This is a genomic window from Nonomuraea sp. WAC 01424 (assembly GCF_003947315.1).
GTDB classification, from domain to species: domain Bacteria; phylum Actinomycetota; class Actinomycetes; order Streptosporangiales; family Streptosporangiaceae; genus Nonomuraea; species Nonomuraea spiralis.
This window is the reverse complement of sequence record NZ_QHHZ01000005.1, coordinates 131588-156422: the sequence shown is the minus strand read 5'-3', so window position 1 is coordinate 156422 and position 24835 is coordinate 131588. Positions and strand designations below refer to the sequence as shown.

General features: G+C 73.8%; 17 protein-coding genes. 8 read left to right on the top strand and 9 right to left on the bottom strand.

Annotated elements, in window-relative coordinates:
* Positions 1–10: 10 nt before the first annotated feature.
* A complete protein-coding gene (locus DMB42_RS15590) occupies positions 11–2119 on the bottom strand; it encodes a hypothetical protein (protein WP_125635125.1) in 2109 nt (702 codons plus the stop codon).
* A gap of 202 nt (positions 2120–2321) precedes the next feature.
* Here DMB42_RS15590 and DMB42_RS15585 point away from each other — a divergent pair, with 202 nt between their 5' ends.
* Genes DMB42_RS15585 through DMB42_RS15570 form a run of 3 tightly spaced genes read left to right on the top strand, consistent with a single transcriptional unit; the run spans position 2322 to position 7972 of the window.
* A complete protein-coding gene (locus DMB42_RS15585; RefSeq protein WP_125635123.1) occupies positions 2322–3521 on the top strand; it encodes a hypothetical protein in 1200 nt (399 codons plus the stop codon).
* Complete coding sequence (locus DMB42_RS54985) at positions 3518–4861, top strand: hypothetical protein (RefSeq protein ID WP_260477716.1); 1344 nt, start codon at positions 3518–3520, stop codon at positions 4859–4861. The genes DMB42_RS15585 and DMB42_RS54985 overlap by 4 nt, the downstream gene beginning before the upstream one ends.
* Positions 4862–4873: 12 nt before the next feature.
* On the top strand, positions 4874–7972 hold the full coding sequence (locus DMB42_RS15570; protein ID WP_260477715.1) for a chromosome partitioning protein ParA: 3099 nt from the start codon (positions 4874–4876) through the stop codon (positions 7970–7972).
* On the opposite strand, the gene DMB42_RS15565 is transcribed toward DMB42_RS15570, so the two are convergent.
* A complete protein-coding gene (locus tag DMB42_RS15565; protein ID WP_260477714.1) occupies positions 7948–9171 on the bottom strand; it encodes a citrate synthase in 1224 nt (407 codons plus the stop codon). The genes DMB42_RS15570 and DMB42_RS15565 overlap by 25 nt on opposite strands.
* A 65-nt stretch (positions 9172–9236) precedes the next feature.
* On the opposite strand from DMB42_RS15565, the gene DMB42_RS15560 reads away from it, so the two are divergent.
* Positions 9237–10457 (top strand): LeuA family protein, encoded by a 1221-nt coding sequence (locus DMB42_RS15560; RefSeq protein ID WP_125635121.1) that lies wholly within the window; start codon positions 9237–9239, stop codon positions 10455–10457.
* A 13-nt stretch (positions 10458–10470) separates the two neighbouring features.
* On the opposite strand, the gene DMB42_RS15555 is transcribed toward DMB42_RS15560, so the two are convergent.
* Together DMB42_RS15555 and DMB42_RS15550 are read right to left on the bottom strand one after the other, a co-directional pair.
* On the bottom strand, positions 10471–11787 hold the full coding sequence (locus tag DMB42_RS15555) for an NAD(P)/FAD-dependent oxidoreductase (protein ID WP_125635119.1): 1317 nt from the start codon (positions 11785–11787) through the stop codon (positions 10471–10473).
* A gap of 79 nt (positions 11788–11866) precedes the next feature.
* Positions 11867–13159 (bottom strand): MFS transporter, encoded by a 1293-nt coding sequence (locus DMB42_RS15550; RefSeq protein ID WP_125635117.1) that lies wholly within the window; start codon positions 13157–13159, stop codon positions 11867–11869.
* Positions 13160–13274: 115 nt separating this feature from the next.
* Between DMB42_RS15550 and DMB42_RS15545 the strand changes: the two genes are divergently transcribed.
* A complete protein-coding gene (locus DMB42_RS15545; protein ID WP_221762169.1) occupies positions 13275–13907 on the top strand; it encodes an HAD family phosphatase in 633 nt (210 codons plus the stop codon).
* A 26-nt stretch (positions 13908–13933) separates the two neighbouring features.
* On the opposite strand, the gene DMB42_RS15540 is transcribed toward DMB42_RS15545, so the two are convergent.
* A complete protein-coding gene (locus tag DMB42_RS15540) occupies positions 13934–14128 on the bottom strand; it encodes a hypothetical protein (protein ID WP_125635113.1) in 195 nt (64 codons plus the stop codon).
* A gap of 75 nt (positions 14129–14203) precedes the next feature.
* Here DMB42_RS15540 and DMB42_RS15535 point away from each other — a divergent pair, with 75 nt between their 5' ends.
* Entirely contained in the window at positions 14204–15253 is a 1050-nt protein-coding gene (locus tag DMB42_RS15535) for a LacI family DNA-binding transcriptional regulator (RefSeq protein ID WP_125635111.1), read from the top strand.
* On the opposite strand, the gene DMB42_RS15530 is transcribed toward DMB42_RS15535, so the two are convergent.
* The gene (locus DMB42_RS15530; RefSeq protein WP_125635109.1) at positions 15246–18764 is read right to left on the bottom strand and encodes an AAA family ATPase; all 3519 of its coding nucleotides are present in this window, start codon (positions 18762–18764) and stop codon (positions 15246–15248) included. The genes DMB42_RS15535 and DMB42_RS15530 overlap by 8 nt on opposite strands.
* Complete coding sequence (locus DMB42_RS15525) at positions 18765–19874, bottom strand: exonuclease SbcCD subunit D (protein ID WP_125635107.1); 1110 nt, start codon at positions 19872–19874, stop codon at positions 18765–18767.
* A gap of 107 nt (positions 19875–19981) precedes the next feature.
* Here DMB42_RS15525 and DMB42_RS15520 point away from each other — a divergent pair, with 107 nt between their 5' ends.
* Positions 19982–21475 (top strand): S9 family peptidase, encoded by a 1494-nt coding sequence (locus DMB42_RS15520; protein ID WP_125635105.1) that lies wholly within the window; start codon positions 19982–19984, stop codon positions 21473–21475.
* Here DMB42_RS15520 and DMB42_RS15515 read toward each other — a convergent pair.
* Together DMB42_RS15515 and DMB42_RS15510 are read right to left on the bottom strand one after the other, a co-directional pair.
* A complete protein-coding gene (locus DMB42_RS15515) occupies positions 21448–22341 on the bottom strand; it encodes an alpha/beta hydrolase (RefSeq protein WP_260477713.1) in 894 nt (297 codons plus the stop codon). The genes DMB42_RS15520 and DMB42_RS15515 overlap by 28 nt on opposite strands.
* 25 nt (positions 22342–22366) lie before the next feature.
* A complete protein-coding gene (locus DMB42_RS15510) occupies positions 22367–23227 on the bottom strand; it encodes an enoyl-CoA hydratase-related protein (RefSeq protein WP_125635101.1) in 861 nt (286 codons plus the stop codon).
* 147 nt (positions 23228–23374) lie between these two features.
* Between DMB42_RS15510 and DMB42_RS15505 the strand changes: the two genes are divergently transcribed.
* Entirely contained in the window at positions 23375–24793 is a 1419-nt protein-coding gene (locus tag DMB42_RS15505) for an LCP family protein (RefSeq protein ID WP_125635099.1), read from the top strand.
* Positions 24794–24835: the final 42 nt, after the last annotated feature.

Genomic DNA, 24835 nt, shown 5'->3' with positions numbered 1-24835 from the left:
TTCCCCCTGCTCAGTCGGTGCACTCGAAGAGCGGTGGCGCCGGGAACGAGCCGCGGGGCGTGGTCATGAGCGTCTCGCTCAGGTAGGCCACGCCGCCGTTCCACTCGATCCGGTTCCAGACGTCGCTGGTCTCCTTGCTCTCGTCCTCGGTCACGCTCTGGCCCTTGACCTGGCAGATGACGGTGATCGAGAGGTATTGCCCCTTGGGGATGCGGCCCGCCTCGCCGGACTTCGTCGCGGCCGGGCGGACCAGCGTGTCCACCACGTTGTTGTTGGCGTTCTTGTACTTCTGCCTCGGGTAGGCGAGGTCCACTTCGGTCGTGGCCACGTCCGGGCCGGCCCCCGCCGCGTTCCTGGCCTTGAGCGTGAAGGAGTGCTTCACGTTGTTCTTCAGCCCGTCCGCCTTGAACGACGTGCCGTTGATCGCGTCGTTCGCGGCCGCGCCGCCGAGCTGGTACGTCACCCCGTCGTCGCCGTTCTGCGGGGCGTCCCAGGTCAGCTCGGCGCCCCGGTTCGCCGCCTTGGCGGCGAAGTTCGAGGGCGCGCCCGGCGCCACGCACGGCCTGGCCCCCGGGCTCTGCTCCGACTCCACCTCGCCGCCCGCCCAGTGGGCGACCACGACGAAGGTGTACTCCCGCGCGCAGTCCCCGCCGGTGAACTCGAACTGGAAGGGCCCGTCGCCGTCCACCGACTCCGGTTCGGGCCGGCCCTCGCCGGACGCCTTGAGGGTGTAGCGCTCGACCTCGCCGCCGGTGGACGGGCTGAAGGTGACGATCACCCGGCCGGGCCCCGACCTGGCGGTCACGGCGCCGGGCGCGTTCGGCGCGGCACTGGGGGTCGGCGTCGGGGTGGACGTGGGTGTGGACGTGGGTGTGGACGTGGGGGTCGGCGTGGGCGTGGGTGTGGGCTTCCTGCCGTGGCGCCGGGGCGGCTCGGCCTCCCTCGTCCGCGTCGGGTCGGGGTCGCTGGTCTGGGGAGGTTCGTCCGGCTGGGTGTCGGTCTGCGTGGGGTCGGGGCGGGGGGTCTGCTTGGGCTTGGGGGTGTTGGTCGGCCCCGGTACGTCGGAGTCGTCCTTGTCCACGTCGTGCTTGCGGCCCTCGGGGTCGATGACCACGGCCTTGTCGCCGTTCTCGTCGTTGGCCCAGAGCAGGCCGTCCTTGACGAACACGTCCACCGGGCCCGGCCGGCCCGCCACCTGAAGGGTGGTGGGCTGCCCGCCGGCGGCGCTGTCCCAGACGATCAGCGCGCCGCTGCTTCTGTCCGGTACGTACACCTTCGACCCCAGCACCTGCGGCACTCCGAGGCCCGTGGGGTCGTCGACGGCGAACCTGGTGCTGAGCACGGCGTTCGAGGAGGTGTCGAGCACGACGAGCAGCCCCGAGTCGCCCGCCGTCAGCACCGGGACGAGCGGGCCCTCGGTCATGGCCGGGGTGAGCACGCCGCCCTTGGCCGCCCGCGCGACGTCCTTGGGCAGGGTGATCTCGCCGACGCCGCCGTCCGCGCCGATGGTGACGGCGGTGGCGGCCCGCGTGTTGACCACGACGGGCAGGCCGCCGGCGATCGTCACGGCCAGTTCCTCGCCCGGTTCGCCCACCTTGACGGGGGTGGCGGCCACGCCGCCGGACACCGGGACGACCTCGCCCCTGGCCGTCACCGGCACCCACAGCCTGCCGCCGCCGTCGATGCGGGCCGCGCCGAGGGGGCCGGGCAGGGTGATCGGCGCGCCCAGGGCGTTCAGCGTGACCGGGTCGATGCGCTGGACGCGGCCGGCCCCCGGGTCGACGGCGTAGCCGGTGCCGCCGGAGACCGCGAGCTGCAGCCCGGCCGCGCCGAGGTCGCGGGTCTGGGTGACGCTGAGCTGGCTGGGCTCGACCCGGCTGACGAAGCCGGTGCGGTCGTCGACGAGCAGCACGTTCGAGCCGTCCTGGACGACGCGCAACTGTTTGCCGGCCTTGTCGTCGAGGTAGCCGTCCACCTCGCCCGACAGGCCGTTCACGTGCACGACCTTGCCCCGGGCCTTGGTCCACAGCCAGGCACCGACGTCGGCCAGCTTCGGATTGGCACTGGAGACGCCCACGCCGAACCACGCGGCGGCGGCCACCAGGATCACAGCCGCCATGCCGGCGATCACGGCCGTGGCCCGATCACCCCGGAGCCCACGGATACGCAACCGTCACTCACCCCGTATGTACGATCACAGAGCGTTTGCCCCACTTTTATCGGGCATCACCCTAGCGGGCAGGAGTCCCATGTGGGCTCGTACTGATTGGTAGGCGTGCTGAGTTCCGAGTCTGTCGGTGTGAAGCCGTACCTTAGTGCGCGTGTCCGAACAGCCCCTGACCCTCGACGCCGCCCTCTCCGAGGAGGCGGTGTTGTCGACCTACCGCCGCATGTTCGCCGCGCTGGCCCGCGACAGCGGCGCGGTGGTCGACGACCCCGCCCTGGTCGACATCGCCGAGACGTTGTTCGCGGCCTTCGCCGAGGCGGGCGAGGAGTGGCTGACGCACGACCAGATGCGCTTCGCCTGCCGCGCCCATCCCGGCGACCGCTTCGACAACCGGCTGCGGGTGCTCAAGGGGCTCGGCGCGATCCGCGAGGTGTTCCCCAAGCCCAACCAGCTCCGCTACCGCGCCTCGTTCACCAGCGTGGTCGGCCTGATGTTCATCCGCCGCATGATGGACGACGGCGGCCAGTCCGAGATGCACCGCCTGCTCGCCCTGGAAGACCTCAACGTCGCCGACCCCCGCACCACGATGGAGGAGGCCAGGCAGAGCGCGGTCAACCTGGCGCGGGCGTTCCGCCTGTGGGCCCTGGAGCTGATCACGCTGACCACGGGCACGATCGAGGAGCTGCGCGAGCAGGCCCCCAAGCTGTGGGGCACCGAGGAGATCGCCCGGCGCGCCCAGAGCCTCCACGGCACGATCCTGACCCGCTGGCCCGAGCTCGACCGGGTCTGCACCGACCTGCGCGCCTCGATCTACTCCTACAGCGACGCCTCGCGCCGCGCCGCCGGCCGCCTGGCCGACTCGGCCGGCACCACCCGCAACCTGACGCTGCTGCCCACCGAGACGTGGCGCACGTTCGCCCAGACGGCCTCCAAGGAACGGCTGGCCGCGGTGCTCGACGGGTTCGTCTTCGACGCGCCCGCGCCGTGGCACGATCCGGCCGCCGTCGCGCGGGCGGTCGACGAGGCGCCGCGGCCGGCTCCCGTCCAGCCCACTCCCCCGCGCTCGGCGCTGCCCGACCCCGGGCCCGAGGGCTCGCTCGACTCCTCGCCGGGCGCCGCCGTCGAACGCCTCACGCGGGTGGCCGAGTCGCTGCTCGGCGACGCCTCGCGGGTCGCGCTGGCCGACGTGATCGGCTCCGACTGGCCCTCGGCCCGGCGCCTGCTCGCCGACCTGACCACGGCCGACCTGCGTCCCGAGCTCCCCTACCGGCTGACCTGGTCCGACGGGCTGACCGTCGATCCCGGCGGCGAGCCCGCCTGGCTCTCCCACGGCTACCTGGAGCGCACCTCATGACGTCCACCGCTTCTTCCGGGCGCGACCGGTCGGCCGATCGGTCGCTCGCCCACGCGCGGGCGCGTTCCGGCGGGCCGCTGCGGCTCGGGGCCGGCGTGCCCGCGCCCGCCGGGATGACCCGGCTGACCCGTCCCGACTCGACCGGGCAGGCGCTGCCGGTCTGGCCCGACGGGGTCACGCCGTCGCTGCTGGAGGAGTACCAGGTCGCCGCCGTGCCGGTCGAGCGGGCCGGGGAGACGCGCCGGGTGCTGGCGGCCACGCTCAAGTGTTGCTGGCGCGATCTGTCCGTCGATCCGTGGCCCGGCGACCCGGCGCCCGTCGAGCTGGTGCTCGACACGTACCGGGCGCTGATCGGGCGTACCGACGATCTGATGCGCAACTGGGCGAGGGGGGCGCTGCGGCGGCTGCACGACTCGGCGTGGATCGTCCTCGACGACGGGGTGGTGACGCTCGGCCCGCGCTGCGCGCTGTGGCCGGTGGAGTCGCACGCCCAGTTGCAGGAGCTGGTCCGCCGCCTGCCCGAGCCCGAACGGCCGGAGCTCACGGTGGTGGGCGACGCCGACATCGTGGCCGCGGCCGTCCTGCCGCTGCCCGGGGCCGGGGGGCGGGCCGAGCTCGGCGTGGCGGAGTTCGACGACCTGCTGGGGGCCTACGACGAGCGGCGGCGGGCCGAGCTGGTGGCGGCGTACATGGTGGTCGAGCACGCCGCGGAGCCGGTCGCGGAGGGGCGCTTCGCCGCGCTGCGCGATCCGGCGCTGCGCCACACCCTCGGCGAGATGCTGGCCCGCCGCGGCCGCGTCCTCATCCAGCTCCGCGAACGCTGGACCTCCGGCTACGACGACGCCCACACCCTCGACCTGACCCGGCCGCCGGTCCCCGCGCCGGCCGTCGTGAGCGTCCCCGAGGAGGAAGCTGTCCCCGCCTCCGGCCAGGAGGCCGCCGCCGTCGGGGAGCCCGCGGTCGTGGCGAGGGCGGGGCTCGGGGTCAGTGAGCGCGCGGTGCTGACGCTGGTGCTGGTGCACTCGGTGGCGATCCCCAGGGCCGAGGGGCTGCTGCCCGAGGACTCCTGGTTGTCGCCCCACCCCGCCCCGGTCGAGGAGCTGCGCCGCCACACCCAGGTCCCGATCGGCGAGCTGGAGTCGGCCCTGCGCACGCTGCGCCACGCGGGCCTGCTGGCCCAGGTGAAGGCTGGCGAGGAGGCGGGCGGCTACGTCCCGGGTCCGCAGTTCCACCGGCTCACGCCGGCGGCCAGACGGCGGTTGCAGGAGGAGCTGATCCTCGCCGCCGGCCCGCACACCCCGCTCGCGGCGGCCGTACGCGCGCGCAGGTCAGCTCAGTGAACGTCATGACAGATGGAAGGGTTACGGGGGTTCGAGGTGTCGCAGATGGAGAACGTCGTCGGGGACCGGGTGCTGATCGCCGTGCAGGCGGTCAACATTTCGCGGCTCTCGACCCATCCGGTGCCCACGGTCCCCGGCACACTCATCGTCGTCGCGGGCGCGGGCCCCAAAGACTCCAACGGCGCGGGTAAGTCGTCGTTCATCGCCTCCATCACGGCGCTGCTCGGCGACGAGCAGTGGCGGTTCGCCTCGGGCGCGAAGGCGGTCTCCGAGCTGCTGTTCAACGCCGAGCTGGCCAGCGGCGCGGGCGCCCGCCAGTGGGCGAGCGCCGACCACGGCTACATCGTGGGCGTCTTCGGCCCGCCCGGCCTCGACTCCTTCGCCCCGCCCGAGCACACCCCCGAGCCCGCCACCGGACCCGCCACCGGGCCCACCGCCGAGTCCGCCACCGAGTCCGCCACCGAGCTCACCCTCACGGAGGACGGCGACGACGAGAGCGGGGAGCTGTTCGAGGTGCCCGACACCTCGGGCGGCGCGGTCACCGTGTGGCTCAGGGTCAACCAGGAGGCCCCACACCTGGAGATCCGCTGGCGCGAAGGCGTCCACCTGGCCGCCTCGCCCTCCGAGGCCGAACGGGTGGCGCGCGCCGACGAGATCTGGGCGTCGCTGCCGAGGTCGGCGGGCAAGCGTGACGTGGTGGCCCGCGACCTGACCAAGGTGCTCTACGGCGACCGGGTCAGGTGCGTGTCGTTCCTGTCCACGTCCGTACGCAGCAAGGTCGCCACCAACCTGCTCTCCCAGCCGCTCAACGAGATCTCCCCCGAGCGTGTCTTCGAGGCCATCGCGGCGCTCACCGGCCTCGACGCCGAGCTGGAGCAGGAGCGCGAGGCCCGGCGCGACGAGCACGCCAAGCGGGTGCGGGCGGCGCAGGCGGCCGACCGGCTGGCCGAGTTCGAGGTGGAGTCGAAGGCGCTGGTCGGCACGTTCGACCGCCGCGACCAGGCCCGTGTGCGCCTGGCCGAGGCGTTGCGCTGCTGGCGTGGCAGGCAGGCGCGCAAGCTCGCCGACGCCGCCGCCAAGGACGAGCTGCTGGCCGCCGACCTCACCCGTCATCGCGCGGCGGGCGAGTCGGCGGCCGAGGCCGTCGCGCTGGTCAAGGCCGAGATCACCACGCTGGGCGAGGACACCCTCGACCGCCAGGTGTCGCAGGCCCGCAAGGAGCTGGCCGCCCTCCAGTCCCGCGCCACCAAGCTCGACGCCGACCGCGCGGTGGCCGAGAACTCCGCCGACGAGCTGCGGGCCGCGATCCCGGCGCTGGAGGAGACACGCAGGTTCGCCGACGGGCGTGACGTGCCCGCCGCCGAGGGCGAGCTGCGGGAGACCAGGCTCCGGCTCAACCAGGCGCTCAAGGCGCTCGGCGTGGCCGACCAGGAGGTGTCCTCCGCGCAGGCGGCGCTCGACGACGCCGAGGGCGGCCCGGCCGCGGCCCAGCTCGACGCGCTGTCGGCGGCGGGCGTCGGCGCGACCGGCCTGCTCGACGCCCTCGACGTGGCCGAGCAGGCCCGCGACGCCGCCCACCCGGCCGGCCTGCGCGGCTGGCCCCACGAGCACGCCGTCATCGTCGACGCCGGCCGGCTCGGCGAGGCGGCCCGCGCGCTGGCCGAGTTGCCCGGGTCCGTGCTGGTCAGCTCGGCCGGGGTGAGCGTGGTGGGGGCGTTCGAGGGGGTGGCCACGGGTCGGGAGGCCCGGATCAAGGCCGCCGGCCAGCGGCTCAACCGGGCCGAGGACGCCCAGGAGAGCGCCGCCGAGGTGGTCCGCGAGGCCGAGGAGGCGGTCGCGGAGGCGCAGCGGCGGCTGGAGGGCGCGCGGGCCGGGGTGCGGCTGGCCGAGCTGGAGACCAAGCTGGCCGAACGGCGTGAGCGGCTCGTCGGGCTCAACGCGGCGATCGAGGAGCTGGCGCCGAAGGTCGCCGAGGGCGAGCGGCAGGCGGGGGCGCTCGACTTCCGGGCCCGTACCCGGGACATGGAGATCGAGCGGCTCGACGGGCGGCGGCAGCGGCACGAGGCCGAGCGGGCGCAGGCCCGCGAGCAGGAGGCCAAGGTCACGGCCGAACGCGAGGCGCTCAGGCTCGACGCGCTGGCCGCCGACTGGGGCGGCACGGTCGAGACCGCCCGCGAATGGATCCAGGCGCTGCCCGAGGAGGAACGCCCGCGCGCGGCCGAGGAGTGGTGGCGCATCGCCGAGCGCCACTTCGACCAGGCGCTGCGCGACACCTTCCCCGAGGAGGACGCGGAGATCCCCGAGGAGCTGGCGTTCCTGCTGTCCGAGCGGGGTGGCAGCACGGCCCGCGAGCAGGCGACGTTCGCGGCCGTGTGCGGGGCGCTGGCCTCCTACCTGCGGGGCCAGGAGGAGTACGAGAAGCACCAGCGTCGGCAGATCGAGGCGCAGATCGTCTCCCGGCAGCGCGACCTGTCGGCGGCGGCCCGCGGCGCTGAGGAGGCGGCGCAGTCGACGGCCGTCCACCGGGCGGCGCGGACGGCCGCGATCAAGGCGCGGCTGACCCGGGTGGCCGAGGAGTTCGAGAAGCTCGACACCTCCTACGGCGGCTACGGCGCGACGCTGGAGTTCCCGGTGCCGCCCGCGCCCGCCGACCCCGAGCAGCGCTGGCAGTGGCGGGTGACGCCGAAATGGCGGCGCGGCGAGGGGCAGGGGTTCGTGCCGTACAACCGGCGGGCCAACACCGCGCTCATGGACGAGAAGGCCGTCAAGCTGGTGTGCGCGGCGGCCATCGCCTCCTCCGGCGGCGGCCATCTGTGCCTGGTGCTCGACGAGCTGGGCCGCAACCTGGGCAAGGAGCACCGCAGGGAGGCGGTCGCGCTGTTCAGGAGGATCGGCGAGACGTACGGGATCACGGTGATCGGGGCGTTGCAGGACGACATGGAGCCGTACGCGATCGACGCCTGCGGCCAGTACGTCAAGCTGCGGCGGTCGTCGGACGCGATGCCGTACAACGAGCCGCCGGTGATCGTCGGCCATGACCAGCACGCCGAGCGTGTACGCGCGCTGGCCGCGTACGTCGACCGGGGTCAGGTGGGCGAGGGGCCGGTGTAGGAGGCGCGCAGGCGCAGCAGGGAGCCGCGTTCGTACTCCTCCATGGCGTGGGCCAGCCAGCCGGCCGCCCGGGAGACGGCGAAGATCGCCTCGCCGGCGCCGCTCACCATCCCGGCCACGGCGGTGAGTGTGGCCAGGGCGAAGTCGATGTTGCCCGCGGGCAGCCGCCGCCGCCGGGCCTCGGCCTGCACGGCCTGCGCCGCCGCCACCCGGTCGTGGCCGGGGGCGGCGGCCTTGACCAGGTCGGACAGCAGCGTGCCGCGGGCGTCGCCGTTCTTGTAGACGCTGTGGCCGAAGCCGGGGATGCGTTCGCCCCTGCGTACGCGGTCGGCGATGACGCGGGCCGCCTGGCCGGGTTCGGCGATCTCCCGCAGCAGGCGTTCGGCCCCGTACGACGCGCCGCCGTGCAGCGGGCCGCCGAGGACGCCGAGGCCCGTGAGCACCACCGCGTACGGGTCGGCCTTGGCCGAGGAGGCCACCCGGGCGGCCAGCGTCGAGGCGGCCAGCTCGTGGTCGGCGAGCAGCACGAGGGCGGCCTCGAGCGCGCCGAGCAGCGCGGGCTCGGGAGGACGCGGGCACAGGCGGGCCCACAGCCGTTCGGCGATCGACTCCCCGGCGGGCTCGCCGAGCGGCGGCAGCGCGTCGACCAGCCCGGCGATCAGGCGGCGGCCGGTGGCGGCCACGGAGGCGGGGTCGAGCTGGTGGCGCAGCGAGTCGGACGCGCCGAGGACCGTGGTGATCACCTGGAGGCGGTCGAGCGGCAGGAGATCGCGCGGCAGGCCGCCCTGCGCCGCCACCGCCGCCCGCAACGCCTCCTCCTCACACCGCCACGCCTCCTGCCCCTCGCTCCCGCGCCGGGGTGGGGCCTGGGGCGCCGGGGCGGGGTTCCAGAGGTGGGCGGCGACGGACTCGTAGTCGCTGGTCAGGGCGAGGTTCAGGGCGTCGGCGCCCCGGTAGTAGGGACGGTCGGCGCCCAGGGCCGTGATCGCCGACTCGATGACCAGCTCCGGCGGCTGCCCGCGCGGACGCCCCCGCCTGGCCAGCCGCTCGACCTCCTCGGCCGAGAACAGGCTGCGCCGCCCGTCGTCACCGTGCCGCCGCTGTAGCACCCCCCGGCTCACGTACGCGTAGAGCGTGGCGGGTTTGACGCCGAGCCGTTCGGCGGCCGTGGCCGCGTCGATCCACTCCACCACTCGCACCCACCTCTCCATGTTGACGAAAATCAATATTGATACACATTGAGCAAGCGTGTCAACGTGAAGTCATGCCACAAGTTCATTTCCTCGACGTGACGAACCGGGACGGCGTACAGACCGCGCGCACCGGCCTGTCCAAGTTCGGCAAGACCATGGTCAACTTCTACCTGGGCAAACTCGGCGTGGCCCAGTCCGAGATCGGGTTCCCGTTCCTGTTCCACGAGGTCCCGTACGTGCGGGCGCAGGTCGCGCTGGCCGCGGCGGGGGCGTTCGGGGAGCTGCGGCTGTCCGGTTGGTGCCGGGGCGTGCCGCAGGACGTGGAGAAGGCGGCGCCGCTCGGCCTGCGGCACTACAACCTGTCCATCTCCACGTCCGACTACATGATCCAGAACAAGTTCCGCGGCCGCCTCGACCGGAACGCGATCATCAGGGAGATGACGGCCGCGGTCCGCGCCGCCAAGGCCGCCGGGGCCGAGACGGTGGGGGTGAACGCCGAGGACGGGTCGCGTACCGACGACGGGTTCCTGCTGGAGTTCGCGCTGGCGGCCAAGGAGGCGGGGGCCGGACGGGTGCGCTACTGCGACACGATCGGCGGCGACACCCCCGGCCGGATCCGCGAGCGCTTCGCCCGGCTGGCCTCGGGTGCGGCGCTGCCGGTCGAGACCCACTGCCACAACGACCTGGGCATGGCCGTGGCGAACTCGCTCTCCGGCGCCCTCGGCGACCTCGACGCCGGTCAGGACGCCTGGATCAACACGTGCGTGAACGGCGTCGGCGAACGTTCCGGCAACGCCGACCTGCTCTCCACGATCCTGGCCTGCTCGCACGGGTTCGGGGAGAAGGTGGAGATCGGGGACCCGCTCGACCTGTCGTGGGCGCGCCGGTTCGGGTTGTGGGCGTCGTACGCGCTGGGGCAGCCGCTGCCGTACAACCAGGTGGGGGTGGGACGCAACGCGTTCGCGCACGAATCGGGCATCCACGCCGACGGCGCCCTGAAGGACCACGGCAACTACGAGCTGTACGACGAGGCCACGCTGGGCCCGTTCCCCCAGGACTGGCACGCCCGCGACGGACGGGTGGTGCTGACCGGCGAGTACGGCGGCAAGGCCGGCTTCCGCCACGTCATGGACGGCCTGGGCGTGGAGGTGGCGGACGAGGAGGCGGCCTTCCGCCTGGTCCAGCTCTGCAACGCGATGACCGGCCGCCCCCTCACGGACGACGAACTACGCCTGATCGGGACCTACCCTCGCGAGCTGTCCCTCCTCTTCCCTGGCTACACCGCCACCTGAAACTCCAGAGGGGTCAGGCGGCGCGGTCCAGGTCGTCCGCCGCCAGGGCCCGGCGGAAGTCCTCGTCGGCGTGCTCGATCGCCGCGAGCTGCACCGCCTCCCGCCGGAACACCATCGACAACGCCCAGTCCGCCAGCACCCGCGCCTTGTGGTTGACCGTCGGCACCCACGCCAGGTGGTACATCCGGTGCGCCAGCCACCCCAGGAACCCGGTCAGCCTGATCGAGTACACCTGGGCCACCCCCTGGTGATGGGCGAGCCCGGCCACCGACCCCAGGTACGCGTGCCGGTACGCCTTCAGCCCGCGCCCCCTGACGTACGCCTTCAGGTTGCGGGCGAGCAGCTTGGCCTGGCGCACCGCGTGCTGGGCGTTGGGCGCCGTGAACTGCCCAGGGCGGGTCAGGTCGGGCACCGCCGCGCCGTCACCGGCCGTGAAGGCGTCCTCCAGGCCCGCCACGGTCAGGTACTCGGTGGCCAGGAGCAGCCCGGCGCCGTCCACGGGCAGCCCGCTGTCGGCGGCGAGCGGGCTGGGCCGGCCGCCGGCCGCCCACACCAGCGTCCCGGCGTCGAGCGCGGTGCCGTCCGACAACGTCGCCACGCCGCCGGCGGCCGAGCTCAGCCGGGTCTCCAGCCGCACGTCCACGCCCCGGGCGCGCAGCGCGCCGACGGTCCAGCGGCCGAGGTCGGGGTGGAGTTCGGGCAGGATGCCGCCGGTCGCCTCGACCAGGGTCCAGGTCAGGTCGGCGGGGGTGATCCCGTCGTGGTAGCGCAGCGCGTCGTCGGCCAGCCCCTGCATCTCGGCCAGCGCCTCGACGCCCGAGAACCCGCCGCCGACCACCACGAACGTCAGCGCCCTGCGCCGCACCTGCGGATCGTCCGTCGAGGCGGCGGCCGCGAGCTGGGCCAGAACGTGGTTGCGCAGGTGCACGGCCTCCCCCACGGTCTTGAACCCGACCGCGTGCTCGGCCAGCCCCGGGATCGGCAGCGTGCGGGTGATCGACCCGGCCGCCATCACCAGGATGTCGTACGTGAGGGTCCTGGCCGGGCCCTGGACCGGCTGGAACAGCGCGGTGCGGTCGTCGTGCGAGATCCGGGTGACGCGGCCGGTGAGCACCCGGGCGCCCTTCAGCACCCGGTGCAGCGGGGCGACGACGTGGCGGGGCTCGATCGTCCCGCCCGCCGCCTCGGCCAGGAACGGCTGGTACGTCATGTACCCCCGCGGATCGACCACGGTGACCGTCACCTCGCCCGACCGGATCATCCGGCGCAGCCCCAGCCCCGTGTACAGCCCGACATATCCGCCGCCGACGATCAGAATGTGCTTGCTCATCGTCCGCTCCTCCTCCATCAGGTTCTTCACTGCGAAGACGGGACAGCCCCGGCGGATGTGACAGGAATCTGGCGATTTATTAGAGATTTTCTTCGCGGGTCTCCGGCAGGGCGAGCAGGCAGAGCAGGCTCAGCAGGGCCATCGCGGAGACGTACAGGCCGACGCCCATGACGCCGATGCCGCTCGACTGCAGCGCGGTGGCGATCAGCGGCGGCACCGCGCCGCCCAGGACGCCGCCGAGGCTGTAGGCGACCGAGGCGCCGCTGTAGCGGAACTCGGTCCTGAACAGCTCGGGCAGGTACGCCCCCATCGGCCCGAAGACCAGCCCCATCAGCCCGAGCGCGCCGGCCAGCGCCAGCCCGGCCAGGAGCACCGACCGGGTCTCCATCAGCGGGAACATCACCAGGCCCCACGCGACGGCGGCCGCGGTGCCGGCGAGCAGGGTACGGCGGCGGCCCAGCCGGTCGCTGACCACGGCGGAGACCACGGTGCCGGCGCCCATGAACAGCACGCCGATCATGGTCAGGGTCAGCATGGTGGTCTTCGGGATGCCGAGGGTGGCGGTGCCGTAGGACAGGCAGTAGGTGGTGGCGGTGTAGAAGAGCGTGTAGGCGATGGTCATCGCGCCGGCGCCGAGCAGCACGCGCCGCCACTGGTGGCGGATCAGGCCGGCGAACGGCACCTTGGCGATGCGGCGCTGGTCCATCGCCGCCCGGAAGACCGGCGTCTCGGAGATCTTCAGCCGCACGTACAGGCCGACGATCACGAGGAGCAGGCTGGCCAGGAACGGCAGCCGCCATCCCCAGCCGCCGAACTGCTCGTCGGTCAGCGTCGCGCCGAGGATCAGGAAGAGCCCGTTGGCGACGATGAACCCGGCCGACGGGCCGAGTTGCGGGAACATCGCGTACATGCCGCGTTTGCCGGGCGGGGCGTGCTCGGTGGCCAGCAGCGCCGCGCCGCCCCACTCGCCGCCGAGCCCGATGCCCTGGGTGAAGCGCAGCAGCACCAGCAGCACGGGCGCGGCCACGCCGATGGCCGCGTAGCCGGGCAGCAGGCCGATCGCCACCGTGGACAGGCCCATCACCAGCAGCGAGACGACCAGCATCGACTTGCGCCCGACGCGGTCGCCCCAGTGGCCGAACAGCGCCGACCCGAGCGGACGCGAGACGAACGCCACCGCGAACGTCGAGAACGCGGCCAGCCGCCCGGCCACGGGGTCCATGCCGGGGAAGAACGCGGTGTTCAGCACCAGCGCGGCGGCGGTGCCGTAGATGTAGAAGTCGTAGAACTCGATCGCGGTGCCCATGAGGCTGGCCATGGCGATCCTGGTCCTGCTCGGCGCCACGACCTCGGGGGAACTCGTCACTGTCATCTCGCCATCCGGACATGCGTCTTGTCAGATGATACAACGACGCTACCACCTGCGTGGCGTCACCAGGCCGCCCGATAGATTCGACCGCAAACGACACTTTTGGGAGGACCGCACCTTGGCCGTCGAACTGGTCATCTTCGACTGTGACGGGGTACTCGTCGACAGCGAGCGCATCTCCGTACGCGTGGGCACCGCCGCGCTTCGCCGCCTGGGCTGGACGATCGACGAGACCGAGTACGCCGAACGCTTCGTCGGCTGCAGCAACGAATACTGGGACGAACAGGTCGGCCAGACCCCACCCGGCTGGTATGAGCAGATCTCACAGGAGTACACGGCCGCGATCAAGGCCGAGCTGTGCGCGATCGGGGGCATCGAGTCGGCCCTCGACCGGCTGGACATCCCCTACTGCGTGGCCTCCAACGGCCGGCACGCCGCGATCCGCGACAGCCTGGAGGTGACCGGTCTCGCACCCCGCTTCGACGGCCGCGTGTTCAGCGCCGAGGACGTGGCCCGCGGCAAGCCTGCCCCCGACCTGTTCCTGCACGCGGCGGCCACGATGGGCGCGCCGCCCCAGAGCTGCGTGGTGATCGAGGACAGCCCGTTCGGCGTGACGGCGGCGATGAGCGCGGGGATGCGCTGCCTGGCATTCGCCGGCGGCCTCACCCCGCCCTCGCGCCTGACCGGCCTCGGCGCCACCCTCTTCCACGACCCCGCCACGATCCCCGACCTGATCGCCGACCTCGTCTGACCGCCCCCGGGGCCTCTCTCAGGGGGTCACGCCTCGCGGTACCGGGCCGGGCGGCAGGCGGGGTCGAGCCGGTCGGCGGTGCGACGCAGCGAGTACGCCAGCCGCGCCCGCACGGCGACGCGCTCCGGGAGGCGCCTGCGCGGCGCCCCCGGCAGTGCCGCGTGGAGCGACCCCCGGAACCCCATCGCCGTCCGGTGTGCGAGGACCTGCATGCCATCCATATCTTTCCTCCTTAATCAATTAAGACCTTAATCGATTAAGATGGGACGGGCAAGGCCGTTCGATACGGTTGGACGATGGCAAGGGTCACCCTGCAGACGATCGCCGACAGGCTGGGCGTGTCCCGCGCCACCGTGTCGTACGCCTTCTCCCGGCCGGACCAGCTCAGCGACGGGCTGCGGCGGCGCATCCTGGAGGTGGCCGACGAACTCGGCTACGCGGGGCCCAACCCGACGGCGCGCTCGCTCCGGCTCGGCCGGGCCGGCGCGCTCGGGCTGCTGTTCAGCGAGACGCTGGCCTACGCCTTCGCCGACCCGTACGCGATCGGGTTCTTCCAGGGGCTGGCCACGGCGGCCGAGGAGGCGGGCGTCGGGCTGCTCATCCTGCCCCTCCCCCATGGCGACCGGCGCAGCGACACCGTGCGCGACGCGGTGGTCGACGCGTTCTGCCTGGTCTCGCTGCCCGACGGCCATCCGGCGCTGGCCGAGGTGCTGGCCAGGAAGCTGCCCGTCGTGGTGGTGGACGAGCCGTACGTGCCGGGCCACCCGTTCGTCGGCATCGACGAGCCCGCCGCCGGGGCCGCCGCCGCCGCGCACGTGCTCGGCCTCGGCCACCGGCGGGTCGCGGTGGCGATGGTCGGCCTGCACGACGACGGCCACACCGGCTGGGCCGACCGCGACCGCCAGGAGGACGCGGTGTTCGAGGCGATGCGCGCCCGGCGCGGCGGCTACCAGACCGCCTGCGAGCAGGCCGGCCTCGACTGGGACGACGTGCCCTTCTACGAGGTCGCCAGGAACTCGCGGGAGGCGGGCAGGAAGGCCGGCCACGCGCTGCTGCGGCGCGAACCGCGGCCCACGGCGATCCTGACCAACACCGACGTGCTCGCCCTCGGCATCCTCGACGCCGCCGCCGACCTGGGCATCGACGTGCCGGGCGAGTTGTCGGTCGTCGGGTTCTCCGACAGCGCGGCCGAGGAGGCTGGGCTCACCACGATCCGGCAGGCCAAGCAGGAGATCGGCGAGGCGGCCGGGCGGCTGCTGCTGTCGGGGACCGCGGCCCGGCCGGAGCGGCGGCTGTTCCCGCACGAGCTGATCGTGCGCGCCTCGACCGCGCCCCCGCCTAGCTGACCAGCGTCGAGCCCCTGCGGCTCTTGCCCACCTTGAGCTGCACCGGGATGCGCGTACGCAGCTCGCCCACGTGGCTCACGATGCCGACCGCGCGGCCGCCGTCGCGCAGCCCGTCGAGGATGTCGAGCACGCCGTCGAGGGTGTCCTCGTCGAGGGTGCCGAAGCCCTCGTCCACGAACAGCGTGCCGACCTCCGCGCCGCCCGCCTCGGCCGTGACCACGTCGGCCAGGCCCAGGGCGAGCGCGAGCGAGGTGATGAAGCTCTCGCCGCCCGACAGGGTCGCCGGGTCGCGGTCGACGCCGGTCCAGGCGTCGGCCACCTTCAGGCCCAGGCCGCCGCCCGAACGCGCCCGCGACCCGGCGGTCCTGCGCAGGTCGTGCCGCAGCAGGTAGCGGCCGGACGACATGTGGTCGAGGCGTTCGTTGGCGGCGTCGACGACCTGCCGGAGCCGTTCGCCCAGCACGAACGAGGTCAGGCTCATGTTCCACTGGTTGTCGCCGGAGACGCCGGAGGCCAGCGCCGCCATGCGTTCGGCCAGGCGGTGGCGTTCGGCGGCCGGCCGCCAGCGCTGGATGCGCGCGGCCAGCTCCTCGCGCAGCTCGGCCAGGCGTCCGGCCCTGGCCACGGCCCGGTCGCGCTCGCTGGCCAGCCGCGTGTGCGCCTCCTCCGCGCTGTCCCGCTCCGCCTCGGCCGCCGCCAGGTCGGGCGCGGGCTCGGCGGCCGCGGCGACCAGCTCGGGGTCGGCGAGCAGGCCGGTGACGGCGGCGTGCTGGTCGTCCAGGCGGCGCAGCAGCTCCGCCTGGCCCTCCCGTTCGGCCGGGCTCCGGTAGGCCTCCTCGGCCTCCCGCGCGTCGGCGAACCCCGCCTCGCCCGCCGCCCGCCCGGCCTCCCTGACGGCGGCGTCGAGCTCGGCGGCCGCCGCGACCGCCGCCCGGGTGGCCTCCAGCGCCTCCCGAAGCAGCTCGGCCTCGTCGTTGAGCCTGGACAGGCGGGCGGTCAGGGTCGGGTCGCCGCCCCTGGCCGCGTCGAGCCGCGCGCTCAGCCGCCCGGCGTCGCCGCTCAGCTCCTCGTGCCTGGTGCGGCCGGCCGCCAGGCGGGCGGCTCCGCGTCGGCCGCGTTCCTCCAGGTCGGCACGTTCGCGGGCGAGCGCGGCCAGCTCGGCGGCCAGCACCGGCTCCCGCGCGGCGGCCCCGGCCAGGCGACGCAGCTCGGCCTCGGCCCCGGCCAGCACCACGGCGCCGTCCAGCCCGTCTCCGGCCTCCGCCCCGGCTTCTGACGGGGTGGGGGTGAGGGTCTGGGCGAGGCGGGTGTGGAGGCGGGCGCGTTCGGCGGTGAGGCGGCTGCTGTGGGCGTGGTGGGCGGCCAGCGTCTCGGCCAGCTCCCTGGCCCGGTCCCGGACGTGGTCGCGTTCGTCTTCGAGACGGTCGAGGGCGTCGGCGAGGCCGGGCTCGCGGTCGGCGACCGACCGCAGGCGGGCGAGCTCCCCCTCGGCGGCCAGCACGCGGTCGGCGGCGGTGCCGGCGTCGAGCCCTTCGGTGGCCGCCGAGGCGTCGGCGAGCCGGGACTCGATCGAGGCCAGGGCGCGTTCGGCCGCCTCGCGGTCGGCGGCGGCCGATTCGTGGGCGCTCTCGGCGGCGTGCTCGTCGTCGGGGGAAGGGGCGCTGGGGGCCGGGGAGGCGGGCATGGGGTGGTGCTCGGAGCCGCAGACCGCGCACGGCCGGCCGTCGGCCAGGTCGCGGGCCAGCTCCGCGGCCATGCCGTCGATCCTGGCCTGGCGCAGGTCGAGCCAGCGTTCGCGGGTCTCCTGGGCGCGGTCGACCAGGGCCTGGTGGGCGGCGGCGGCCGACTCCAGCTCCGCGGCGAGGGCGTCGCGGCGGTGGGCCGCCTCCAGCGCGGAGCGGGCGGCGTCGAGGTGGGCCGCGGCGGCGGGCACGGCCGCCGTCTCGGCGCGTACGCCGGCCAGGGCCGCGCCCGCCTCGGCCAGCCGGGCGGGAAGCTCGGCCTCGGCGGCGGCCACCTGCGCCTCGCGCTGGGCGAGCACGTCGAGCTCCCCGGCCAGGACGGCGAGCTCCCGGTCGATGTCGATGAGATCGGCGGCGGCGTCGCGTACGGCCTGGGCCGCCGGGAGGCGCGCCGCGGCCACCCGCGCGTCGGCCAGCCTGCCCTCGGCCTGCTCGATCAGGCCCGGCAGGAGGCCGAGCCGGGCGGCGACGGCCTCGTCGGCGCCGATCAGGTCGGCCAGCTCCTGCTCCACCCGCAACAGGTCACGCCGGACGACCGACAGCCGGGCCTCCTCGGTGAGCAGCTCGGACAGCCGCGCGAGCTCGGCCCGCCGCTCGCGCTCCAGCCGCTCCAGCTCCGTCACCGACGCCAGGCCCCCGGACGACGGCTGACCGGCGCCGGGAGCGGCGGCGAGCAGGGGACGGGCACGGGCCAGGGCGTCGGCGGCCATGGCGCGGGCCTTGTCGGCGGCCTCCGCGCGTTGCCGGGCGGCCGTGATCAGCGGGAGCACGCGGTCGGCGCGGGCGGCGTCGTCGATGAGGGCCTGGAGGTCGGCGCGTTCGTCGGCGCGTTCGTCGAGGGTGCGGCGCAGGGTGAGCGCCTCGGTGTGGCGGCGCTGACGCTCGGCGAGGGCGGCGGCCCGCTCGAACCGGGACCGCGCCGCGTGCAGGGCCTCGCCCGCGGCGGCGTGGCGCTCACCGCACCGGTCGACGGCGGCCCGCGCCGCGGCCAGCAGCGCTCCGGCCCGGCCCAGCGGGTCGTCCTCGGCCGACGGCGGCCCGCCGTCGGCGCCCGGGGTCGCGGGCACGTCGGAGAGGGAGCCGGGGGGCGGGGTGAGGGTGGGGCCGGCGGCCTCCTGAAGGCGTTCGACGGCGAAGGCCACCTCCCGCCCGAGCTCCTGCTCCGCCCGCCCGGTCACCCGCCGCCGCTCGGCCAGCCACGACTCGGCCTGCGTGAACACCTTGACGGTGAACAGCCGCTCCAGCAGCCGGGCGCGGTCGTCGCCGTCGGCGCGCAGGAACTTCGCGAAGTCCCCCTGCGGCAACATCACCACCTGGCAGAACTGCTCGGCGTTCATCCCCAGCAGCCCGCCCACCAGGTCGCCGGCCTCGTCGAGCCGGGTGGTCAGCCCCTGCCAGGAGGCTCCCCGGCGCTCCTCGACGACGACCTTGGCCTTCTCCTCGGTGAACCCGGCGCCACGCAGCTTGGGACGCTGCCACGACGGCGACCGCCGGACACGTAGTAACCGGCCCCGGATCGTGACCTCCAGCGTCACCGACGGCCCGGTGCCGGCGGGCGCGTGGTCGCAGCGCAGGCTGCGGGCGCTGCTGCGCTGGCCGGGCACGACGCCGTAGAGGGCGAAGCAGAGCGCGTCGAGGATCGTGGTCTTGCCCGCCCCGGTGGGCCCGTGGATGAGGAACAGGCCCGCCTCGGTGAGGGCGTCGAAGTCGACCGTCTCCGTGCCGGGGAAGGACCCGAAGGCCGTGAGCGAGAGCCGGTGGGGCCGCATCTACGCCATCGTCTCCTTCACCCTGGACGCCTCGATCGCCTGTCTTAGCAGGTCTTCCTCCTCGGGCGCGGCAGGCTCGCCGCGCACCTCGCGGACGAAGTCGAGGGCGACCTCCGACTCGGGCCGCCCGCTGAGCCTGACGGGCTGGGCGGCGGGCGCGGCGCCCACCGGCTCGAAGGCGAGGGCGAGGGCGTGGGGGAAGCGGGCGCGCAGCCGGTCCATCGCCTGCTTGGGACGGACGGCGTCGGTCAGGGTGATCTGCAGCCAGTGGTCCTCGTAGGAGGCGAAGCCGGGGAGGGTCAGCAGGTCGTCGAGGTCGCCGCGCAGCCGCCCGACCGGCCGGGGCACGGGCGCGGGCACGAACTCCGCGCCCGAGCCGAGGGTGACCAGCCAGCAGCCCTTGACGTGGCCGGTCTCGGAGAAGGAGTAGGCAAGGGGGGAGCCGGAGTAGCGCACGGTCTCGGACATGCGCTGCCGCCCGTGGAGGTGGCCGAGCGCGACGTAGTCGACGCCGTCGAAGGCCGGCAGCGGCACGTGGGACACCCCACCCACGCTGATGTCGCGCTCGCTGTCGCTGGCCTGGCCGCCGGTCACGAAGCAGTGGGCCAGCACGACGGCGGCCCGGTGGCGCGCGGCGTCGGCGCGTACGCGGTCCATCGCGTGGGAGATCGCGGCGGTGTGGCCGCGGTCGGGGAGCTGCCAGGGGGTGCGCACCAGCTCCGGCTCCAGGTAGGGGATGCCGTAGAAGGCGACGTCGTCGATCAGCACCGGCTGCCACGACTGGTCGGGCTCGGTACGGACGTGCACCCCCGAGGAGTCGAACAGCGCCGAGCCGAACCCCAGCCGCAGCGCCGAGTCGTGGTTGCCGCTGATCAGCACCACCCGCGCCCCGGCGGCGCGCAGGCGGGCGAGCGCGTCGGAGAGCAGGGCCACCGCGTCGACCGGCGGCAGGGCGTGGTCGTAGACGTCGCCGGAGACTGCCACGACGTCGACGCGCTCGGCGCGCACGGTCTCGACCAGGTGGTCGACGAACGCGGCCTGCGCCCCGAGCAGGCTCTCCCGATGGAAGGAGCGCCCGAGGTGCCAGTCGGAGGTGTGCAGGATCCGCATGTCGCAGGAAGCTAACATCTCCCACCGACAAATGCGGTCTCTGCTGTCACAGAAGCCGGGAGTAGGCTAACTGATCAGCGGGCAAACCAACGCACATGGGGAGGCCGATGCGCACTGGCCGTGGCACCTTGAGCGTCGCCGCCGGTCTGGTGCTGGTGGCTCTCGCGTCGGTCGGTTACGTGTTGCCGCCCGCGTTCGACCCGCCGCCGCTGAAGGCGGATCCGGCGTTCGAGACCCTTCCCGCGCAACCGGCCGGGGAGCTGCGCCCGGTGGTGGCCGCCGCCCCCGTACGGCAGGAGGAGATCTCGTTGCCGGCCGAGGGGCAGCAGCTGGAGGGCACCTTACGCGTGCCGCTCACGCCCGGGCGGCACCCGGCGATGGTGTTCGTGTCGGGGTCGGGCAACGGCTCGCGGACGGAGTTCACGCCGCAGGCGGAGTTCCTGGCCAGGGCGGGCGTGGCGACGATCGCGTTCGACAAGCGGACCGTCGGCTACGACTTCCGCGAGCGCGACTTCGGGCTGCTCGCCGACGACGCCCTGCGCATGGTGGAGTACCTGCGCGCCCGTCCGGAGGTCGACGCCTCGCGCGTCGGGCTGTGGGGGGTCAGCGAGGGCGGCTGGGTGGTGCCGATCGCGGCGGCCAAGAGCGCGGCGGTGGGCTTCACGGTGCTGGTCTCCTCGCCGAACGTCTCGCCGCTCCGGCAGGTCGCCTGGGCCCTGAACGAGCAGTTGCTCAGGCTGCACGCCCCCATCGGCGCCCGTGACCTGCTGACCAGGGCGATGGGCGGCGTCGGCTTCACGTTCCTGCGTTACGACGCGATGCCCGCCTTACGCCGGATCAAGCAGCCGGTCCTGGCGTTCTACGGCACCACCGACCCCTCGATCCCCTTCGTCGAGTCCACCAAGGCGCTGGTCACGGCGCTCACCGAGGCGGGCAACGACCGGTACACGATCCGCTTCATGGACAAGGGCGACCACGCGATGCGGGTCAACGGCGGCCCGTTCACCAGCGGCTACCTGGAGACCCTGGCCAACTGGATCAGCGGCCTGCCCGCCACCGCGACGCCGTCGGCGCACCTGGCGGGCAGCACGCCGGTCCAGCGCTTCGAGGCCAGCGACGTCCCGGCGGCCCCCTGGTACGCGGGCGGCACGATGCTCGGGCTGACCATCTGCCTGGCCGCCGTCGGGTACGTGGCCGGCCCGGTCGCGGCCATGGTCGTACGGCTGCGCGGCCACGGCCGGCCGCCCGTGGAGACCACCGCTGGGCTGTGGCCGCCGATCAGGCGCAGGCTGCGCAGGATGGCGTGGGCGGGTCTCGGCCTGCTGGCCTCGGTCGTGGCGTTCATCACGCTGCTGGTGTTGTTCTCGGTGAACCAGGCGGGCGCGTGGCCGGCCGTGCTGGCGGGCTGGCTGGTGGTCCGCGCGCTGGCCGTGCTCATGCTGATCCAGGAGGTCACGGCGGTGGCCGCGTACGTGTCGGCGCTGCGCGAGGGCATGCGGCCCACCCGGTGGCAGTACGTCGCGATCGGCGGCGTGCTCGGCGGCACCGGGCTGCTCCTGGTGGCGGCGGCCTACTACGGCCTGTTCGCGTTCCCCTGGTAGGCGTTCATCCAGCGGTCGAGCTCGGCGAAGACCTGCTTGCGCGCGGGCTCGGCGGACAACACCAGGTCGTGCACGCCGTCCTGGATGCGTACGCAGGTGACGTGGGGGCCGATCGCGGTGGACCAGCGGGCGATGTGCTCGGGGTCGAGCACGATGTCGGCCGAGCGCGCCTCGGGCACGAAGTCGCGTACCCGCAGGCCTGTGGAGGAGGCGAGGACGAGGACCGGCACGTCCACCGCGAGCCCCTGGTGCAGCCGGCGCTGGGCGCGGCGGACGGCGGCCAGCCACATCGCGTGCACGGAGAACCCGACCAGCGGCTTGAGCGTCAGGTCGTAGTCCCATTCGCCCTGTTCGGTGCGGTGGAGGCTCTGGCCGTAGGCGGTGCTGATGCCGAGGGGCAGGGCGCGGCGGGAGTAGGACAGCGGGGTCCTGAGCAGGTCGGCGGCCAGGCGGAGCGGCGCGGGCACGTTCAGGTCGAGGAACGGGCTGTTGAGCACGAGCCCCTGCACCAGGCCCCGGCCGCGGACGCGGTCGGCCCACAGCGCGGTGATCAGGCCGCCGGTGGAGTGGGCGTTGACGGTCAGCTCGTCGTGGTCGCGCCTGATGAGGCGGACGGCCTCGTCGATCTCGGGGAAGTAGTCGGTGATGCTCCTGATCAGGCCCCTGGTCTGGTGCGGGAGCAGCGAGCGGCCGTACTTGCGCAGGTCGAGGGCGTAGAAGTCGATGCCGCGCTGGACGTAGTAGTCGGCCAGGTGGTCCTGGAAGAAGTAGTCGGTGAATCCGTGGACGTAGAGCACCGCCCTGCGCGAACCGGTCCTCCTGGAGATCAGGGTCGCGACGACCTCGCCCTCGAAATCGGGCGGCATAGGCAGAACGGTGATGTCGTACATATCAGACACCATATGGATTGTCTGGCCATGATGGGACGCCGGGCGGCAGGTCCTCGCTCACCTTCATCGGGAAGTCGGCCCGCCGCTTCTCCAGGAAGGCGTTCACCCCCTCGACCGTGTCGGCCGCGCCGCCGAGCTCGGCCATGAGCCGGGAGTCGGCCGCGTGCGCCTCCCAGGGCGAGGCCGCCGACAGGCCCGACCACATCAGCCTGCGCACGGCGGCGACGGAGACAGCCGAGGTGTTGTCCGCGATCTCGCGGCCCAGCGCGTACGCGGCGGCCAGCAGCTCCTCGTCCGGCAACACCCGCGACACCAGGCGGCCCTCCAGAGCCTCGGCGGCGGGGAAGACCCGGCCGGTCATGGCCCACTCCATGGCCCGGGAGATGCCGACGACCCTGGGCAGGAACCAGCTCGACGCGGCCTCGGGGACGATCCCGCGCCGGGCGAACACGAACCCGAACCGGGCGCTCTCCGCGGCCAGCCGGACGTCCATGGGCAGCGTCATCGTGACGCCCACGCCGACCGCGGGGCCGTTGATCGCGGCGATGACGGGCTTGAGCGAGGCGGCGATCCTGAGCGCGACCGTGCCGCCGCCGTCGCGCGGCGCGCCGTCCACCAGCTCGCCCTCCCCCCGACGGCCGAACGTGCCACCGCCGCCGCCCAGGTCGGCCCCCGCGCAGAAGGCCCGCCCGGCCCCCGTGACCACCACCGCGCGCACGTCGTCGTCGGCGTCGGCGAGGTCGAAGGCGTCGATCAGCTCGGCGCGCATGGTCAGGGTGAACGCGTTGAGCCGCTCGGGGCGAGACAGGGTGATGGTGGCGATGCGGTCGGCCACGCGGTACTCGATCTCGGAGAAGGCCATGACCCGAATCTTATTCGGTTACTGATGTTCATCCTCCGATAAAGACATATTTCGTATCCAATGCGTAGGCTGCCCGCGCTGTCCGTGGCTGCGGGTTACGGTGGAGTTCGGGGAAACGGGGATGGCGTGCGACAGGGTAGGAAACCGGTGGGCGCGGCAGCGGTCCTCGGCTGGCTGGCACTCACGACGCTGGCGCCCGGGGCCGCCCATCTGCGTGCCGGATGGCGCAAGACCGGTCTGGTCCTGCTGTCGTGCCATGTCGCGGGGCTGGCGGCGCTGCTGGCCGTCGCGCTGACCACCGACAACCTGCTGGGCTCGCTGACCCAGGACTCGTGGCTGATCCCGATCACCATCGGCGCGGTCGCCCTCGGGGTCGTGTGGCTCGCGGTGATCGTGCACTCGTTCATGGTGCTGCGTCCGGGACGGCTGCGGCGGCGCGAGCAGATCGTCACCGGCACGCTCGCCGGGCTGCTCGCCGTCGCGGCCGTGGTGCCGTTCGGGGCGGTCGCGAACTACGTGTGGACCTCCCAGAAGACCCTCAGCGGCATCTTCACCGGGCCCGACCCCGCCGATTCCCCCACGCAGGAGGGCGAGGAGCCGCCGCAGGACCCGTGGGCCGGGCGCGAACGGGTCAACCTGCTGCTCCTCGGCGGCGACGCCGACGACAACCGCACCGGCGTACGCACCGACAGCATGAACGTGGCCAGCATCGACGTGAAGTCCGGCAACACCGTGCTGGTCAGCCTGCCCCGCAACCTGGAGAACGTGCGCTTCCGCCCCGGCACGCCGATGGCCCAGCGTTTCCCCGGCGGCTTCCGCCTGCCGGCCGACCCCGGCGGCGGCCGCAGCGACCTGCTCAACAGCGTCTGGGAGTACGCCGACGCGCACCCGGAGATCTTCGGCGGCCGCCAGCACCAGGGCCCGAAGGTGCTCATGGACACCATCGGCTACACCCTCGGCCTGGACATCGACTGGTACGCCCTGGTCAACATGTGGGGCTTCGCCCGTCTCATCGACGCCATCGGCGGCATCACGATCACCGTCGAGCAGGACGTCGTGTTCGGCAAGTACAACGAGGGCCTGGTCAAGGCCGGCACCAGGAAGCTCAAGGGCGCCGACGCGATGTGGTACGCCCGCTCACGCACGTTCAGCGACGACTACACCCGGATGCGGCGGCAGCGCTGCGTGCTCGGCGCGCTGCTGGGCCAGGCGGACCCGGCGACCGTCCTGGCCCGGTTCAACCGGATCGCGCTGGCGGCCAAGGAGCTGATCAGGACCGACATCCCGCGCTCGATGCTGAAGAACCTGGTGCCGCTGGCGCTCACGGTCAAGAACGCGAAGGTGACGAGCCTGCAGTTCGTGCCGCCGCTGATCCGCACCGGCTACCCCGACTGGGACAAGATCCGCGAGCTGACCGCCAAGGCCGTCCGCGACTCGACCGCCGCGACGTCCGCCGTCGCCGCCTCGGCCACACCGTCCGCCTCGCAGGGCACGTCCCCGAAGAAGTCCCCCAAACCGTCCGGGCCGCCGACGAAGGGGCTCACCGAGGGGTGCGGGGCGGCCTGAGTCCGCGGTAGGGGCCCGGAGCGCCGGTTCCCGGTGGCATCC

What these genes read in the sequence shown, in the direction of transcription:
- DMB42_RS15590 (WP_125635125.1), bottom strand. Translation starts at nt 2,119, where the DNA reads ATGGCGGCTGTGATCCTGGTGGCCGCCGCCGCGTGGTTCGGCGTGGGC.
- DMB42_RS54985 (WP_260477716.1), top strand. Translation starts at nt 3,518, where the DNA reads ATGACGTCCACCGCTTCTTCCGGGCGCGACCGGTCGGCCGATCGGTCG.
- DMB42_RS15570 (WP_260477715.1), top strand. Translation starts at nt 4,874, where the DNA reads ATGGAAGGGTTACGGGGGTTCGAGGTGTCGCAGATGGAGAACGTCGTC.
- DMB42_RS15560 (WP_125635121.1), top strand. Translation starts at nt 9,237, where the DNA reads ATGCCACAAGTTCATTTCCTCGACGTGACGAACCGGGACGGCGTACAG.
- DMB42_RS15555 (WP_125635119.1), bottom strand. Translation starts at nt 11,787, where the DNA reads ATGAGCAAGCACATTCTGATCGTCGGCGGCGGATATGTCGGGCTGTAC.
- DMB42_RS15550 (WP_125635117.1), bottom strand. Translation starts at nt 13,159, where the DNA reads ATGACAGTGACGAGTTCCCCCGAGGTCGTGGCGCCGAGCAGGACCAGG.
- DMB42_RS15540 (WP_125635113.1), bottom strand. Translation starts at nt 14,128, where the DNA reads ATGGATGGCATGCAGGTCCTCGCACACCGGACGGCGATGGGGTTCCGG.
- DMB42_RS15535 (WP_125635111.1), top strand. Translation starts at nt 14,204, where the DNA reads ATGGCAAGGGTCACCCTGCAGACGATCGCCGACAGGCTGGGCGTGTCC.
- DMB42_RS15530 (WP_125635109.1), bottom strand. Translation starts at nt 18,764, where the DNA reads ATGCGGCCCCACCGGCTCTCGCTCACGGCCTTCGGGTCCTTCCCCGGC.
- DMB42_RS15525 (WP_125635107.1), bottom strand. Translation starts at nt 19,874, where the DNA reads ATGCGGATCCTGCACACCTCCGACTGGCACCTCGGGCGCTCCTTCCAT.
- DMB42_RS15520 (WP_125635105.1), top strand. Translation starts at nt 19,982, where the DNA reads ATGCGCACTGGCCGTGGCACCTTGAGCGTCGCCGCCGGTCTGGTGCTG.
- DMB42_RS15515 (WP_260477713.1), bottom strand. Translation starts at nt 22,341, where the DNA reads ATGCCGCCCGATTTCGAGGGCGAGGTCGTCGCGACCCTGATCTCCAGG.
- DMB42_RS15510 (WP_125635101.1), bottom strand. Translation starts at nt 23,227, where the DNA reads ATGGCCTTCTCCGAGATCGAGTACCGCGTGGCCGACCGCATCGCCACC.